11 protein-coding genes are annotated in these 13,848 nt (G+C 67.3%); 6 read left to right on the top strand and 5 right to left on the bottom strand.

Translation table 11 applies throughout. From position 1 onward, the window contains the following. Positions 1-126: 126 nt before the first annotated feature. Genes ACFQB0_RS08840 through ACFQB0_RS08830 form a run of 3 tightly spaced genes read right to left on the bottom strand, consistent with a single transcriptional unit; the run spans position 127 to position 3,786 of the window. Positions 127-1,149 carry an ABC transporter ATP-binding protein gene (locus tag ACFQB0_RS08840; protein ID WP_386730312.1) on the bottom strand — a complete coding sequence of 341 codons (1,023 nt, stop codon included), beginning with the start codon at positions 1,147-1,149 and terminating at the stop codon, positions 127-129. Next, positions 1,146-2,699 carry an ABC transporter permease gene (locus ACFQB0_RS08835; protein WP_386730309.1) on the bottom strand — a complete coding sequence of 518 codons (1,554 nt, stop codon included), beginning with the start codon at positions 2,697-2,699 and terminating at the stop codon, positions 1,146-1,148. The genes ACFQB0_RS08840 and ACFQB0_RS08835 overlap by 4 nt, the downstream gene beginning before the upstream one ends. Positions 2,700-2,733: 34 nt before the next feature. Continuing rightward, positions 2,734-3,786 carry an iron ABC transporter substrate-binding protein gene (locus ACFQB0_RS08830; protein ID WP_386730306.1) on the bottom strand — a complete coding sequence of 351 codons (1,053 nt, stop codon included), beginning with the start codon at positions 3,784-3,786 and terminating at the stop codon, positions 2,734-2,736. 421 nt (positions 3,787-4,207) lie between these two features. Here ACFQB0_RS08830 and ACFQB0_RS08825 point away from each other — a divergent pair, with 421 nt between their 5' ends. After that, on the top strand, positions 4,208-5,104 hold the full coding sequence (locus ACFQB0_RS08825) for a ScbA/BarX family gamma-butyrolactone biosynthesis protein (RefSeq protein WP_386730304.1): 897 nt from the start codon (positions 4,208-4,210) through the stop codon (positions 5,102-5,104). On the opposite strand, the gene ACFQB0_RS08820 is transcribed toward ACFQB0_RS08825, so the two are convergent. Beyond that, the gene (locus ACFQB0_RS08820; protein ID WP_386730301.1) at positions 5,067-5,729 is read right to left on the bottom strand and encodes a ScbR family autoregulator-binding transcription factor; all 663 of its coding nucleotides are present in this window, start codon (positions 5,727-5,729) and stop codon (positions 5,067-5,069) included. The genes ACFQB0_RS08825 and ACFQB0_RS08820 overlap by 38 nt on opposite strands. A gap of 53 nt (positions 5,730-5,782) precedes the next feature. Between ACFQB0_RS08820 and ACFQB0_RS08815 the strand changes: the two genes are divergently transcribed. Then, entirely contained in the window at positions 5,783-6,748 is a 966-nt protein-coding gene (locus ACFQB0_RS08815; protein WP_386730299.1) for an NAD-dependent epimerase/dehydratase family protein, read from the top strand. Positions 6,749-6,855: 107 nt separating this feature from the next. Here the strand turns inward: ACFQB0_RS08815 and ACFQB0_RS08810 are convergent, their stop codons facing one another. Next, positions 6,856-7,386, bottom strand: coding sequence for a hypothetical protein (locus tag ACFQB0_RS08810; protein ID WP_386730297.1), 531 nt, complete (start codon positions 7,384-7,386; stop codon positions 6,856-6,858). A 350-nt stretch (positions 7,387-7,736) separates the two neighbouring features. Between ACFQB0_RS08810 and ACFQB0_RS08805 the strand changes: the two genes are divergently transcribed. Genes ACFQB0_RS08805 through ACFQB0_RS08790 form a run of 4 tightly spaced genes read left to right on the top strand, consistent with a single transcriptional unit; the run spans position 7,737 to position 13,750 of the window. Beyond that, a complete protein-coding gene (locus ACFQB0_RS08805; protein ID WP_386730296.1) occupies positions 7,737-8,510 on the top strand; it encodes a DUF5819 family protein in 774 nt (257 codons plus the stop codon). Next, complete coding sequence (locus ACFQB0_RS08800; protein ID WP_386730294.1) at positions 8,510-9,697, top strand: HTTM domain-containing protein; 1,188 nt, start codon at positions 8,510-8,512, stop codon at positions 9,695-9,697. The genes ACFQB0_RS08805 and ACFQB0_RS08800 overlap by 1 nt, the downstream gene beginning before the upstream one ends. Continuing rightward, the gene (locus tag ACFQB0_RS08795; RefSeq protein WP_386730292.1) at positions 9,690-11,165 is read left to right on the top strand and encodes a phytoene desaturase family protein; all 1,476 of its coding nucleotides are present in this window, start codon (positions 9,690-9,692) and stop codon (positions 11,163-11,165) included. The genes ACFQB0_RS08800 and ACFQB0_RS08795 overlap by 8 nt, the downstream gene beginning before the upstream one ends. Further along, positions 11,162-13,750, top strand: a complete 2,589-nt coding sequence (locus ACFQB0_RS08790; protein ID WP_386730290.1) for a LuxR C-terminal-related transcriptional regulator — start codon at positions 11,162-11,164, stop codon at positions 13,748-13,750. Before ACFQB0_RS08795 ends, ACFQB0_RS08790 begins: the two co-directional genes overlap by 4 nt. The last annotated feature ends 98 nt before the right edge of the window (positions 13,751-13,848 follow it).

Here is a 13,848-nt window from a genome sequence, read left to right as displayed (position 1 = left end):
TCCTCGTCGGCACGCCCTGGATCGCGACCGGGGCGGTGGATGCGGCGACCGGCCACTCCGTGCGGCGCGTTTCGCGCTCGCGGGTGCCTTCGCCGGGCCGAGCGGACGCGGTCGGAGCGGATCGGGTCAGTACGACACGACCGTGCCGCGAATGACGACGGAGACCTCGTCGCCGACTCGACACTCCGACTCCGCCGCGAAAACGCTCACCGTCACGCGCTCGCCGCCTCCCAGCGCCTCGATCTCGATGTACGAGCTCGCTCCGCGGGGCCGGATCGCCCGGACGACACCGTTGGCCGCGCCATCGGTGCGGACGCTCAGCTGCTCCGGTCGGAGCATCACGCGGGACCCGGCGACGGATGCCCGGTGTCGGATTGCGACGGCTCCGAACGCCGTGATCGCCGTGGAGTCGTCGATCCGCGCGGTGAGGAAGACGGCATCGCCCAAGAAGGCCGCGACCTCGGCCGTGACCGGTTTGTCGAACACGGCGGAGGGATGGCCGTGCTGCAGGAGAAGGCCGTCGGCCAGCACGCCGATCTGGTGGCCGAACATCAACGCCTCGTCCTGATCGTGGGTCACCAGCACAGCGGTCGCATCGCTCGCCTCGAGCGCCGCGATGACGGCGAGGCGCGAGTGCTCGCGCAGGCTCGTGTCGAGTGCGCTGAACGGCTCATCGAGCACGATCATCTTCGGTGCAGGGGCGAGCGCCCTGGCAACCGCGACCCGCTGCTGCTGCCCGCCGGAGATCTCGTGCGGAAACCTCCTCAGCAGTTCGAGAGGGAGTGCGACCAGCTCGGCGACCTCGGCGATCCGCGTCGAGCCTCGCTGCGCGTGTCGGAGCCCGAACCGGATGTTCTGCTCGACGGTGAGATGCGGGAACAGGGCTCCGTCCTGCGGGACGTAGCCGACGCCGCGACGATGCGCAGGCAGGAAGACGTCTCGCCCGGAGACGACGGTGTCGTCGAGGGCGATGGTGCCACGATCCGGCCGGGAGAAGCCGGCGATCAGGCGCAGCAGGGTCGTCTTGCCGCTGCCGGACGCGCCGACGAGGGCGGTACGCGTTCCCGTCGGGATCACGAGCGACACGTTGTCGAGAACGGCCGAGCCGCCGAGGGTCTTCGATATCTCGTGCACGGTCAGGGTCGTCATAGGGTCGTTCGCTTCTGGGACGGGATGGACATGAGAGCGACGGTCGGCACCGAGATGACGATCAGAAGGAGCGCATAGGGCGCGGCATCCGCGTAGGCGACGGAGGAACTCGCCGACCAGAACTGCGTGGCGAGGGTTCGTGTGCCGTTCGGGGCCAGCAACAGGGTCGCCGTGAGTTCGTTCGCGACGCCGAGGCCGACGAGGGCCGCTCCTCCCCAGAGGGAGGGAGTCAGCAGGGGAACGGTGACACGCAGCCGGGCGATGACCGGCGGGTCGCCGAGTGAACGCGCGACCTCTTCGAGGATGATCGGCGCCTGTCCGAGGCCGGCGCGCAGCGTGACCAGCGCTCTGGGCAGGAACATGATCAGATACGCCAGCAGCACGGTGGCGACTGTCTGGTAGAGCTCGGGCACGAGCCGGATGGTGACCGTGACGAGGGCCAGCGCGATGACGATTCCGGGCAGGCTGCTCGCGACGTAGGTGGAGTTCTCGACGAGTCGGCTCGCCGAACCCGGGTGCCGGATGCTCAGCCAGGCCAGGGGCAGAGCGGCGGCAACGGTCAGAACCGCACCGCATACGACGAAGAACACGGTCTGCATGAGCGCAGGACCGATCTCGGGTTGCGCCCAGGGCTCGCCCACGCCGAGCCAGCGTCCGATGCTGAGCAGCGGCACCCCGATCGCGAGAGCCGTGTAGAGGATCGTCGCGAGCACTGCCGCCGCTGTTCCGCGACCCAAGCGGTGACGCTCGGGCGGAAGCGGGGCCCCGGAACCGATGTGTGCGTAGCGGGCCCGGCCGCGAGTCGTGGCTTCGGCGGTGAGCACGAGCAGGCACAGCAGGGTGAGGACGATGCCGAGGGCGCTCGCGGCCGGTCCGGCGAACGTCGACTGGTACTGCACGATGATCGCCGTCGTGAAAGTGTCGAACCTGATCAGGGCGAATGCTCCGTACTCCGCAAGCAGGTGGAGCGCGACGATGAGTCCGCCGCCCCAGATCGCCAGACGGAGTTGCGGGAGGACGACGCGGACGAAGATCCGGGGAGTGGTCAGACCGAGTGACCGTGCCGAGTCCTCCAGCGCGGGATCGAGTCCGCGCAGGGTCGCGGCGGCCGGGAAGTAAACCAGCGGGGAGTAGGCGAGGGTGGAGATGAGCAGCCCGCCGCCGAGGCCACCGATGGAAGGAAGGAGACTCACCCAGGCGTAGCTGCTGACGAACGCCGGAATCGCCAGAGGGGCGGCGAACAGGATCGCCCAGAAGCGGCGTCCCGGCAAGTTCGTCCGTTCGACCAGCCAGGCGGCTCCGACGCCCGCCGCGACGCAGAGGGGCACGCCGATCACGACGAGGAGGATCGTGTTCAGGAGGAGCTCGCCGACCTTCGGGCGGAAGATCAGAGGCGCCAGTACGTCCCAGCCGGTCTGAACCGTCGTGATGACGACGAAGCCGACGGGCACGAGAGTCACCGCGGCGATCAGTATCGACACGGTGAGCAGGAGCGCGGAGGGGCGCGACGTCTCCGCCGCCGCACCCCTCCGTTCGATCTGAACCGTCACGTCAGCAACGGTACCGATCAAGCTGGAGCTGCATTCAGATGAGTCCCGCCGCGGTCATGAGATCGGTGACCTCGGTGCTATTCAGCTTCGAGGGGTCGATCACTGGTGCATCGAGCGTGCCGAGCGTGGGCAGGGCGGGATTGGGCTCGACCTCGCTGCCGACGGGGTATTCGAAGCTGGTTCCCGTGCGCAGGATGTCTTGGCCGGCCTTGCCGGTGATGAACTTCAGAAAGGCCTGTGCGGCCGCCTGGTTCTTGCTGGACTTCAGGACGCCGCCGCCGGAGACGCTGACGAACGCGCCTGGGTCCTGGTTCTTGAAGTAGAACAGCTTGGTGTTGGCGCTGTTCTCGCCGGTTCCGGCCTGATCGATGAACCAGTAGTAGTGGTAGATGACGCCTGCAGGCACCTCGCCCGCGTTGACCGCCTTCATGACCGTGCTGTTGCCCTTATACACCGCGGCGTTCTCTTTCATGCCGGCGAGCCAGGACTCGGTCGTGGCCGTTCCCTCCTTCTCGAGCACCGCGGACACGATCGCCTGGAAGTCCGCGCCGCTCGGCGAGGCCGCCCAACGGCCCTTCCATTGCGGCTGGGCGAGGTCGAGCATGGACTTCGGGAGTTCGCTCTCCGGCAGCAGGCTCGGGTTGTAGACGAAGACGGTCGAGCGTGCGGCGATCCCCGTCCAGGTGCCGGTGGAGGGCTTGTAGGCATCCGGAACCTGGGCGAGTGTGTCGGCGTCGACGCCGGCGAAGAGGCCCGCATTGTCGACGAGAGAGATCGCGGGGGAGTTCTCGGTCAGGAAGACGTCGGCCGGGGAGGCCGCCCCCTCTTGGACGAGCTGGTTGCCGAGCTCGGAGTCCGAGCCGTTGCGGAGCGTCACGGTGACCCCGGTCTGTTTCGAGAACTCGTCGGCCCACTCCTGGGCCAGCTCCTCGTGCTGCGCGTTGTAGACCGTGATCGAGGTGCCATCGATCGACTCGGGCGTCGGGGTGGTTTGGGGGGCGGATCCCGCCGAGCATCCCGTCAGTGCGAGAGTCGCCACGGCGATGGCGGCGATGGCGGCGATGGCGGGGCGGATCATTCGGTTCATGGATTCCTCGAGGCTCGGCGATTAAAAAATAGGTGAGGCTAACCTTATCAAATACTGAGCATCTGTCGAGACGTATCACGCAGTGTGGGAAGCGACGATGATGAGGTCCCCCTCGGGCCGGAGCGCGTCGGGCGACGCGATCGGACCTCCGAAGAAGCTCGGCGTGACGGTGTCGGTCGTCGGTCCATCGGCGTGGCGCAGACCAGCGTTGCTGTATCGTCCGGCTGGCCCAGACCGGCCTGAGAAGGCCCCTTGCATCGGCGCGGCGCAGAGCCATCGACGAACATTTCGTAGCCACCTCGTGACGTTGCGGCGGCTGTGATGTAGATTCGGCTGATCGCAAAAAACGAAACAAGGCCGGCCGAGCGACATCGTGTCGTTCTGGCCATGGCAATGGTGGCGGTCAGCACGAGGGGGGTCCGTGTCAGCTGTTCCGCTTACGTTCGACCAGGCGGTCTCGCGACAATTGGTGCACAAGCGCTCGACGGGCGAGGTGCTGCCCACCGATCTCTTCGTGCGAGGTCCGGACGCCTTCGAGGTCGCGTTGCAGTGGCCGCGGCGGCATGGCATGTACTCCGTCTCCCCGCTCAACTCGCCGTTGGTCGCTGAGTCGATACGGCAAGTCACCGTGTACGTCCTGCATGCAGGCCTGGATGTGCCGCTGGGTACGCGTTTTCTGATGACGGGAATGGGGTTCGAACTGCGCCGTGCGGCGATTGCGCGTCCGCGTGGAAAGGCCATCGAGATCAGAGCGAGCACTCGAACCGCGAACGTGCGAAGGAGCGGAGGCGGTGCGCTGCGGGGTGTCCGCATCGATGCTCGGTTCACCGACGACGACGGGCTCGTCGCGACCGGACACGGCGATGCGGTACTCGTCGACGAGTGCACCTACAGGCGAATGCGCGGTGAGTTCATCTCGGCGGCAATGCCCGCAGAGCGAGGGTCGCCGCCGGTCGCCGCGGCCGCAGTCGGTCGTACGACACCTGAGGATGTCGTCGTCTCCGCGGCTCCCGACGGCGTACACGTCAGTATCGATCCCGGTAACCCCTATTTCTTCGATCATGAGCTCGATCACGTGCCCGGGGTCGCCTTGATCGAAGCCTGCAGGCAGATGGCCTGCCTGCAGGTGGAGGATCCCGACGCGGACTTCGTCACCTTCGAGTCGACCTTCTATCGCATGGTCGAATTCGATGCTTCGGCCACCGTCTCGATCACCCTCCGGGACAGCGCCAGATTCGAGGTGCGCCAATTCGACACAGTTGCTGTGCGAGGCCATGCGGTCATCGCATCGCCTCCTCGTCACTCCCCGGCGCAGTGAACACATCGTCCAGCATCTGCAGTGCTGTCGCGAGGTTCTCGGCTGCCACGAGGGCGCGCACCAGAATCTCCCACATCTCACGGACGCGACCGGGAAGGTCCTCGCGTCCGGTGAGTGTGTCCGAGACCAGTTGCACACCGGTGAAGGCGGGAATGATGAACCTGGCCGCCATGTCAGGCGGTACCGTCGCTGTCGTCTCACCATTGTCTTGTGCGCGGGTGGCCAGCGCCCCGAACGTCTCGATCCAGTCCCGAAACGGGTCCCCGATGGGTGAATCGAACGTCGAAGTGTCGCTGGTGAGGCGTACTCCGGCACGAACGATCGGATCAGCGACAAGCCGTTGCGCGAGGTCCAGGCAAAGGTGCATCATCAACTCGAGCGCGGAGGCATCCGTGGCGAGTATCATCTCGGATGCCTCGCGGGTGATGCGGTGCTGCTCGTCCACGAGAGCCGCGGCGATGTCCAACTTGGACCCGAAATGAAAGTAGAGCGCGCCCCTGGTCACGCCGGATGTCTCGCTGATTTGTCCGAGGCTGGCTTTCGCGTATCCGACCCGTCGAATCACGTCGGCCGCGCCGAGCAGGATCTTCTCGCGCGTGAGCCGGGCTCGCTCCTGCTGAACCATGAACCAGTTCTCCTCGTCCGTTGCGGGCTCACTCCATGTTAACGAACCGTCTTATGGGGTCGGACGACGATTCCGGGCGCGACTCGCGATCGCTAGCCACACGTGACGACGACAGGCCGGTCCTCGCAGTCACGGGTGGAACGGGCTTCATCGGTTCGTGCGTCACGCGGGTCGCTGGACGAGGAATCGGCGGCTGGCTCGCGCGGCCGGTCAGCCGATTCGGTGGACCGGGCACGGTGAACGCCGACATCCGAGATCGCCGTGCAACCCTTCGCGCCCTCGAAGGAAGCCATGCGCTTGTCCACGCTGCGTCCTACATCGGTGGCGATGCGGCGCTCTGCGAGGAGATCAACGTCGGCGGCACAGAGAACGTGGTCGCTGCGGCGAAGGCGTGCGGCATCGGGCGTCTCGTCTACGTGAGCACCGCCGCCGTCTACGGTCGTGGGCCGTTCGAGCTCGTCACGGAGCGCGCCGCTCGGATTTCGCCGGCCTCGGCGCTGAGCTCGAGTCGCGCCGTCGCGGAGCGCATCGTGCTCGATGCCGGTGGCGCGGTCGTCCGGCCCCACCTTGTTCTCGGCCCCGGCGATCGGTGGGTGGGCAGTGGGATCCTGGCGCTCACCTCGGCCATCGAGGGACTCGTCGACGGCGGAACCGCGGTGCATTCCGTCATCGACGTCGCCGACCTCGCCGAGGCCATCGTCGGTCTGAGTGCCGCTGCCTCGTGCCATGGTGCCTATCACGTCGCCAATTCGAGACCCGTGTCTGTGTGCGAGCTCGTCAGCGAGCTTCGTGGCGCGGGGGTTTTCCTGCCGACCGGGCAGGTGCGCCTGGCCGAGGCCGAGGATCGTGTCGGCCATTCGGTCGTACTGCAGAACGCGCTGCGCCTGCTGTCGGTGGATCACTCGTTCGATAGCTCGCGACTCGCCCGAGATGCTGGCATCGTGTTCCGGATGCCGTTCCGTCTGTCCGGGTCCGCACGTGCCTGGTATGGGGAAACGCTCGGTTCGCAGCTCGCCTGATTCGCGTGTGAGCTTCGGTGAGCAGCCCTCGGTGCCGGCGTCGTCGATCTGGCTGAGTGAGAAGAGGACTCGCCGGGGCGCGTGGTCGAGACGCCTGCGCCCGCAGCTCAGAACTCGGTGCGTGTGACCACGGCGCGATGTGGAGACCGTTCTTGGTTGATGAGCCGGGTGTGAATGTCCTCGAGCGTAGCGATCCAAACGAGGAGAGTGGCGTCGTAGCACCCCATCAGCGACTGTGTCGTGACATCGAGGGTCGTGCGGTCGGGCTCGAGCTCTCGAGGTGACCTCGATCCTTTCGCCCTGCAACGTGACTGGAGCCGCCGGTGCTCCAGCTCCTGCTCGATGAGGAGGATCGCGCGGCGACGATCGTGCGCGGCGGTGACGGGGAGGCGCACCAGGAACTCGGTATCCGGCACGTGGATCGAAGGCCGGTATTCCGACTCGATCCACTCTGTCAGCGAGGCGCGCCCGGCCGGAGTCAGGTGCCAGAGCTCCGAGTAATGGCCTGCGTCGGCGTGCGCGTGAGCGAGTTCGACGTGTCCGTGGGCCTCGAGCTTGGCGAGATGTCGGTGCAGATCGTTCGAGGTGAATGCCGCGTCAACGAGCGGGGCGACCGAGAGCACCGCGCTTTCGAGCATACCCCGGCTGAGCGATTGGTCTGCGAGATTTGCCAGGATTAAAACCTCGACGAACACGATACCCCCCCCACTGGCGTCACGGTCATAACCGACCTTGGCCTAGAAAGATCTTACGATGTTTCCGTGCCACCGGCGGCCCAGGTTTTCTCTCGCGAGCCCGGATTGTTTCGTGAGTGGCTGCGCACTTCCGGGGACGCGATACGGAGATCGAGGTATCTGACTACCGACACCCGTGATTCCTCGTACGGAGCAGAGGTGGTGATGCTCGAACCTTATCGGAGAGGCCGTCAGGACCTTTGCGCCGATTCGTGCGCATGCTCGCCTCGAAGATTTGCACCCCTGGAGCCAAGTTGTCGAATTCCCCCGCCGAGCGTCCGCCGAAGACGCTCATCGTTCGCACCACCGCTGCGGTCGCGGTGCTCTTCACGGCCTGGCACCTCTTCGCCTCCTTCCTCTGGATCAGTCCGCCGAGCACTCTGCGTGAGCTGGTGCCTGGGAGCCTCCTGTCGAACTACATGCTGCCGTGGTTCGGCCAGAGTTGGAGCGTTTTCGCTCCCGCGCCGATCAACGGCGACTACCGCCTCCGAGTACGTGCGAACCTCGCGGACGGGGAGGGAAGGTCTCGCACGACGGAGTGGGTCGATGCGACAGCCGTGGAGCTGTCGATGTCGCATTACAACCTGTTCCCTCCGCGCGCCGCGGGACTTGCGACGCACCAGGCATCGTTGCTCAAGGACAGCTACGACGCGCTGAACGAGGACCAACGGAAGATCGTGGCCCTCGACTACTACGCGGGTGATAACTGGCTCGGCCGGATGCGTGAGGCGATGACGGTCGCGGGGAGCCAGGCTGTCGACGAATACGTCGTGCAGGAGCGCCACTCCGCGGCATACGCGACGCAGGTCGCCCTCGCGGTGTGGGGCGACGGTGTGACGAATGCACAGTTCGAGGTGAGCAGGCAGAACGTCGTTCCTTTCGAGAAGCGTAACGATCCCAACGCCAAGCGCCCGCCGCGACAGCTCGTCGACACCGGATGGCGCGGCTTGATCAAGCTGCCGGGGCAGTCCAATGAGGCGTTCGCGGCCACTTTCCGCGAGACCTACAAGCACCTGGAGCAGAAGTGATGAGCGTTCAGGAGGGGGGCGTCCGGGAGGTGGCCGATGGGGTCACCGGCGGCCGGGCGGAGGTGGCGGACCGGGATGCGTCGGCTCACGAGGAGCCGAGTCGCGGGAACGGCGTCATCGGGGATGCGGGGTTCGTCAGCGTCTGGCGGCACAGCGTTTCCGGCATCACCGCGCTCCTGCGCCGCGGAGAGGGGTGGCTCCTCGACGCCAAGCATGCGCTCTACGGACTCGCGGTGACCCGGATCCTCCTCGGCATCACGATCCTCGGCACCACCCTCGGCGAGTTCACGACCCGGGACTACACCTACGGCGTCGGCGGTGCATGGACCGGCCAGATCGCCGAACCGCAGAGCGACTTCATTGCGATGTGGCCGTTCAGCGTGACTCGGGAGCTGGCGAACACGCCGGCAGGACTGCTCGCGGTCTTCGCCATACTCCTCCTGCTCGGGGTGCTGTTCACGGTCGGCTATCGGACACGGCTCGTCATGATCCCGCTCTTCGTCGTCTGGGTCGGTTTCCTCGGTCTCTGCACCTATGTGCAGAACCAGAGCGACAACCTCACCCGCATCGCGTTCATCGCGCTTGCCTTCTGCGGACTTTCGGACCACTGGTCGCTCGATGCGCGGCGGGGAAAGCGCTTCGCCCGCCGTGACGGGAACGTCCTCCTCCGCCTGTGGCGCGGGCTCCCCGTGCTGCCCTCCTGGCTCAGCGTCCTCGCACACAACCTCGGCATCGTCGTTCTCGGTGCGCAGATCTGCTTCGTCTATTCGGCGGGAGGCCTCTTCAAGGCCGGTGGCGAACCGTGGCAAGATGGCACCGCCGTGTACGCGCCGCTGCAGACCGCGCAGTTCGGCACCTGGCCTATCCTGAGCGATATCGCCACCGCGTGGGGCCCGGCCGTCGGCATGGCGACCATCGGCACTGTCGTCATCCAGTCCGCATTCCCGCTGCTGCTGCTCCGCCGGGGGACCCGGATACTCGCGCTCATGGTCATCATGGGTTTCCATGTCGCGATCGGCGTGATGATGGGACTGCCATGGTTCTCGCTCGCGATGATCGCGCTCGATGCGATCTTCGTGCGCGACCGGTCGTGGCGAGGCTTCGCCCGCCGCGCCGAAACCCTGTGGCGGCGTGTCGTGTCGGACGCCCGGCGAGAGCCACTCGTCCCGGAGGACGACCGTGGCTGACGTCGCCGTCGTCGGGAGCGGTCCGAACGGGCTGGCTGCGGCTGTCGTCGCCGCCCGTGCGGGCCTCAGCGTGCGGGTATACGAAGAGAGCCCGGTTCCAGGCGGAGGCGCTCGCACGGAGGAGCTCCACGAAAGCGGGTTTCGCCACGACCTCGGCCCGGCCGTCCACCCGATGGCGCTCGCCTCGCCGTTCTTCCGGATGTTCGAACTCGATGCGCGGGTGCGCTTCGTTACGCCGGGGATCTCCTTCGCGCACGTCCTCGGGTCTGACAGCGTCGCGCTCGCCCACCGCTCACTCGACCTCACCGTCGCCGACCTCGGCCGTGACGGCGCGCCCTGGCGTCGCCTGTTCCAGCCGCTCGTGCGTCATGTCGACGCGGTCGCGCGGGCGACCCTGGCGCCGCCCGCTCGACTCTCGGGAGCGAGCGCCGCGCTCGTCCCCGTCGGTCTCGGCGCCTGTGTCGATGCCGCCCTGCGGGGGCGCGTCTTTCGGGAGGAGAAAGCGCGGGCGCTTCTCGCGGGCCTATCTGCCCACGCGATGAACGGTGGACGCTCCCTCGCCGGCTCGATCGTCGGCGTCACCCTCGCCGCGCACGCGCACGCGCGTGGGTGGCCTATCCCGATCGGCGGCTCCCAGGCGATCACCGACGCGCTTCTCGCGGAACTGAGCCTCCGCGGCGGGCGGGTCGAGACAGGCACCGTCGTGCGCGACCTCCGTGAGCTAGAAGGCCACTCGGCAGTCATTCTCGATCTCACCCCGCATGCGTTCAGCGACATCGCCGCCTCGGATCTCTCTTCCCGCGAACGTCGGCGCGCGTGTCGCTTTCGCTTCGGCCCCGGCGTGATGAAGGTCGACTATTCGCTCGATGGCCAGATCCCGTTCCAGGATGCCCGGCTCGCGGGGGCGTCGACGCTCCATATCGGCGGGACGGCGGCAGAGGTCGAGTCGGCCGAGGACGCGGTCTTGCACGGCTCACGCGCCGATCGGCCGTTCATCCTGCTGTCGCAGCCGACCGTGTTCGACCCCGCGCGCGCGCCCGCCGGCAAGCATGTCGCCTGGGCGTACGCGCATGTTCCCGCCTGGGACGACGAGTCCGATCCCGAACAGGTTACCCGCGCGATCGAGGAGATCGCGCCCGGCTTCCGCGACCTCATCCGAGGGGCCACCGTGCGGGCCGCGATAGCGATGCCGGGACTCAGCCGCAACTTCGTCGGCGGCGACATCGGCAGCGGGGCGGTCGGCCTACGCCAGCTTCTCGCCAGGCCCCGATTCGGCCCGTCGCCGTGGCGCACGCCCCTGCCGGGGGTCTTCCTCTGCTCGGCGTCTACGTCGCCAGGCCCCGGCGTGCACGGCATGGGTGGCTACCATGCGGCTCGGCACGCGCTCGCGTATCTTGGGATCCGCGACACGTTCACGCGTTCGGCCGCAAGACGTGAGGCCGAAGCGGGTCGAGCGGGGTATCCGTGAGCGATGCGCGCGCCTCCCAGACGGGCAATTCGCCGCGGATGCGCGGTCGCGCAGCGGAATTGGACGCGACGATCGCGCACGTGCTCTCCGGGTGGAACGTCGATGTCACCGGGGTGATAGGGGCGGGGCGCTCGACGTTCCTCCGCGCGGTCTCGCATCGCCTGTCCGATCGTGACTGGAAGGTCGTTCAGCTCACGGGCCTCGCCGCGCTCCACGAGTATCCGCTTGTCGCGCTGCACATCCGCGACATCGGCGTCAGCCGCGACGGGCGGCACGGCGTCGCAGCCGCGGTCCGCGGGCTCTGCGATCTCTCGATCGCCGGACCTTTGTGCGTGATCGTCGACGACGCCGAGGAACTGGACAACGCCTCTTGGGCGGTCATCCTCGCCGCGCACGCCGACCATGAGTTCCCGATCGTGAGCGCACGACGACCGGACTCCCCTGCGCCGCAGCACCACGGTCTGCGTGTGACTCTCACTCCACTCGGCTACGAGGACCTCTCTGCGGCCATGTGCGAGCGACTCGGTGGCGGCGTCGCTCTTGAGACGATGAGCCGGATCTTCGCGAAGTCGGCGGGCATCGTCGGCCTCGCCAATGCGATTGTCGACGCTGTTTCGGCCGAGGGCCGGTTCGTTCGCGACCGGGATGGAGAGTGGTCGGTCATCTCAGAACTCTGGACTCCTGCGCTCGCCGGCGTCGCCGAGGAGCGCCTCGCTCCGCTCACCGGGCCGGAGCGCGATGCGGTAGGCCTCATCGCCCTCGACCCGCATACAGATGTCGAGGAGCTGCGCCGTACGGTCGAGACAGGGGTGCTCGAGTCGCTCGAGCGGCGTGAGCTGATCAGGGTTGCGTTCGCCGGCTCGGGGTCGGCTGTCGTCATTTCGCCGCCGTTGATCGTTGAGTACCTTCGCAGGGAGCGGTCGAAGATCGCCAACAGAGGGGTCGCCGTGCGTCTGGTCACCGCGCACGGCGAAGACAGGGCCGGAACCGGGTTCGCTTCGGTCGATCCGGGGGCGGTTCCGCCGGCTGACGATGCGCTCCTCGTGCGCATGATCCGCGAGCGTCGTCGTCGGACTATCGGGGAGTTGCAGCACCTCTGGCAGCTCGAGCCGAGCGCAGGCGCCGCCGTTCGCCTTCTCGACGAGCTCCAGCACACCGATGTCGTCCGCGAGCGGGTCGACGAGATCCTCTCCGGCGTGGTGTGGGGCCTTGGCTCGGACCTGGATCGGGCGGAGCTCGTGGTGCGGCGCGCGTGGTGGGAGGCCTACACCGGACGTGGGCTGGACGCCGCGCTCACCCTGCTTCATGCCGACGCCGACATGCTCGGCCTGGCTGCACCTCTGATCCGAGTGGAGGCCATCTGCCTGCGTCGGAGCTTGGGCGATCCGATCGGCATCGAGGAGGTTGCTGTCACGGTTCCGAGCGGAACGCCGCTTGCGATCGTGGAGCGCGCGATCGACGAGCGGTTCACGCTCGAGCTGATGTTCGGCCTCGTCGGCGACGCCGCCGCATCGCTGGAGACGATCCGTGGACTACGGAGCCAGTCCACGGTAGATGTGCGCTCGCACGAGGCGATGCTTCTTATCGCCGATGGCCAGGTGCGTGAGGCGGAGCACCGCGCTCGGCACGCTCGAGAGCAGGCACGGCGGGAGCTGGGAGTCGGCGAGATCCGCGAGACCACGCACGCGCTCATGCTCGCACTCCTCTTTCAAGGTCGCTACGAGGAGATCCCGCACTTGCATGCCTCTGTGCTCGCGCTCGGAGAGCCCGCCATGATTCCGGAACCCGCGTTTCGCGCCATCCAGACCATCGCCGCTCTCGTCGAAATCCGCCGGGGGCGGTCCAGCACAGCAGATGAACTGCTTCGACGCGTCGACGAGCCCGGGGCGGGGTCTCGATCGGCGGGCATCTCATCGGCATGGGTGCGCGCGCAGCTGGCCGCGAGCAGAGCGGACATCGACGAGGCCTTCGCGATGCTCTGGGAATCCGGTCTTGATCGTTGGGGCCGTGGGGCTCGGCTCGGTGGCCTCGTCGATCTGCTCGCCGCGCTCGACGTGCGCTGCGACGAGGTCCACCTCGCCGAGGTCGAGAGGCGGGCTCGTGCCGTAGACAGCGGGCTTGTCACCGTGCTGCTCGCGCTCGTCCGTGCGAGTTTCACCGAGTCGGTCGACGATCTCCAGGACGTCGCACAACGGCTGGAGAAACTCGGACTGTACGGCCACGCCCGCTCGGCCGCGCGGGCCGCGGTCACGCTTGCGTGCGGGTCCGTCGCCGAACGTACGAGCGCGGAGTCCCACGTACTCGAGGAGTGCGAGATTCTCGCCGGAGCCGACGCCGAGCGCTTCGCTCGTCGGCATCTCGACCTGACCCCGCGGGAAGCGCAGATCGCGCGTGCTGCGAGCCTGGGCATGAGCAACGCGGATATCGCGCAGCAGCTCGTCATCAGCGTGCGCACAGTCGAGAGCCATCTCCATCACGTAATGCGCAAGGCGCGCGTTGAACGTCGTCATGAGCTCGCCGCATTCTCTTCGCTTTTCGTCGACCCCGAGGACGGACTGCGGCGCGAGTTTCCCTCCCGCGCGTAATGGTTCCGCCTCGACCGTCTTGTGCATGTCGGGAGCAGCGCTGACTGTCTGGTCGGCCGAGTTCGCTCCCTCATCGTTCAGCGACACTTTGGAGGAAG

Origin of the sequence: Luethyella okanaganae (genome assembly GCF_042660285.1) — a bacterium.
GTDB lineage: Bacteria > Actinomycetota > Actinomycetes > Actinomycetales > Microbacteriaceae > Luethyella > Luethyella okanaganae.
The sequence above is the reverse complement of the archived record's forward strand: the minus strand, read 5'-3'. Positions and strand labels throughout refer to the sequence as shown.

Excerpts from the sequence above, each read along its gene's own strand:
- ACFQB0_RS08840 (WP_386730312.1), bottom strand. The coding sequence starts at position 1,149 with ATGACGACCCTGACCGTGCACGAGATATCGAAGACCCTCGGCGGCTCG.
- ACFQB0_RS08830 (WP_386730306.1), bottom strand. The coding sequence starts at position 3,786 with ATGAACCGAATGATCCGCCCCGCCATCGCCGCCATCGCCGCCATCGCC.
- ACFQB0_RS08820 (WP_386730301.1), bottom strand. The coding sequence starts at position 5,729 with ATGGTTCAGCAGGAGCGAGCCCGGCTCACGCGCGAGAAGATCCTGCTC.
- ACFQB0_RS08815 (WP_386730299.1), top strand. The coding sequence starts at position 5,783 with ATGGGGTCGGACGACGATTCCGGGCGCGACTCGCGATCGCTAGCCACA.
- ACFQB0_RS08810 (WP_386730297.1), bottom strand. The coding sequence starts at position 7,386 with ATGCTCGAAAGCGCGGTGCTCTCGGTCGCCCCGCTCGTTGACGCGGCA.
- ACFQB0_RS08800 (WP_386730294.1), top strand. The coding sequence starts at position 8,510 with ATGAGCGTTCAGGAGGGGGGCGTCCGGGAGGTGGCCGATGGGGTCACC.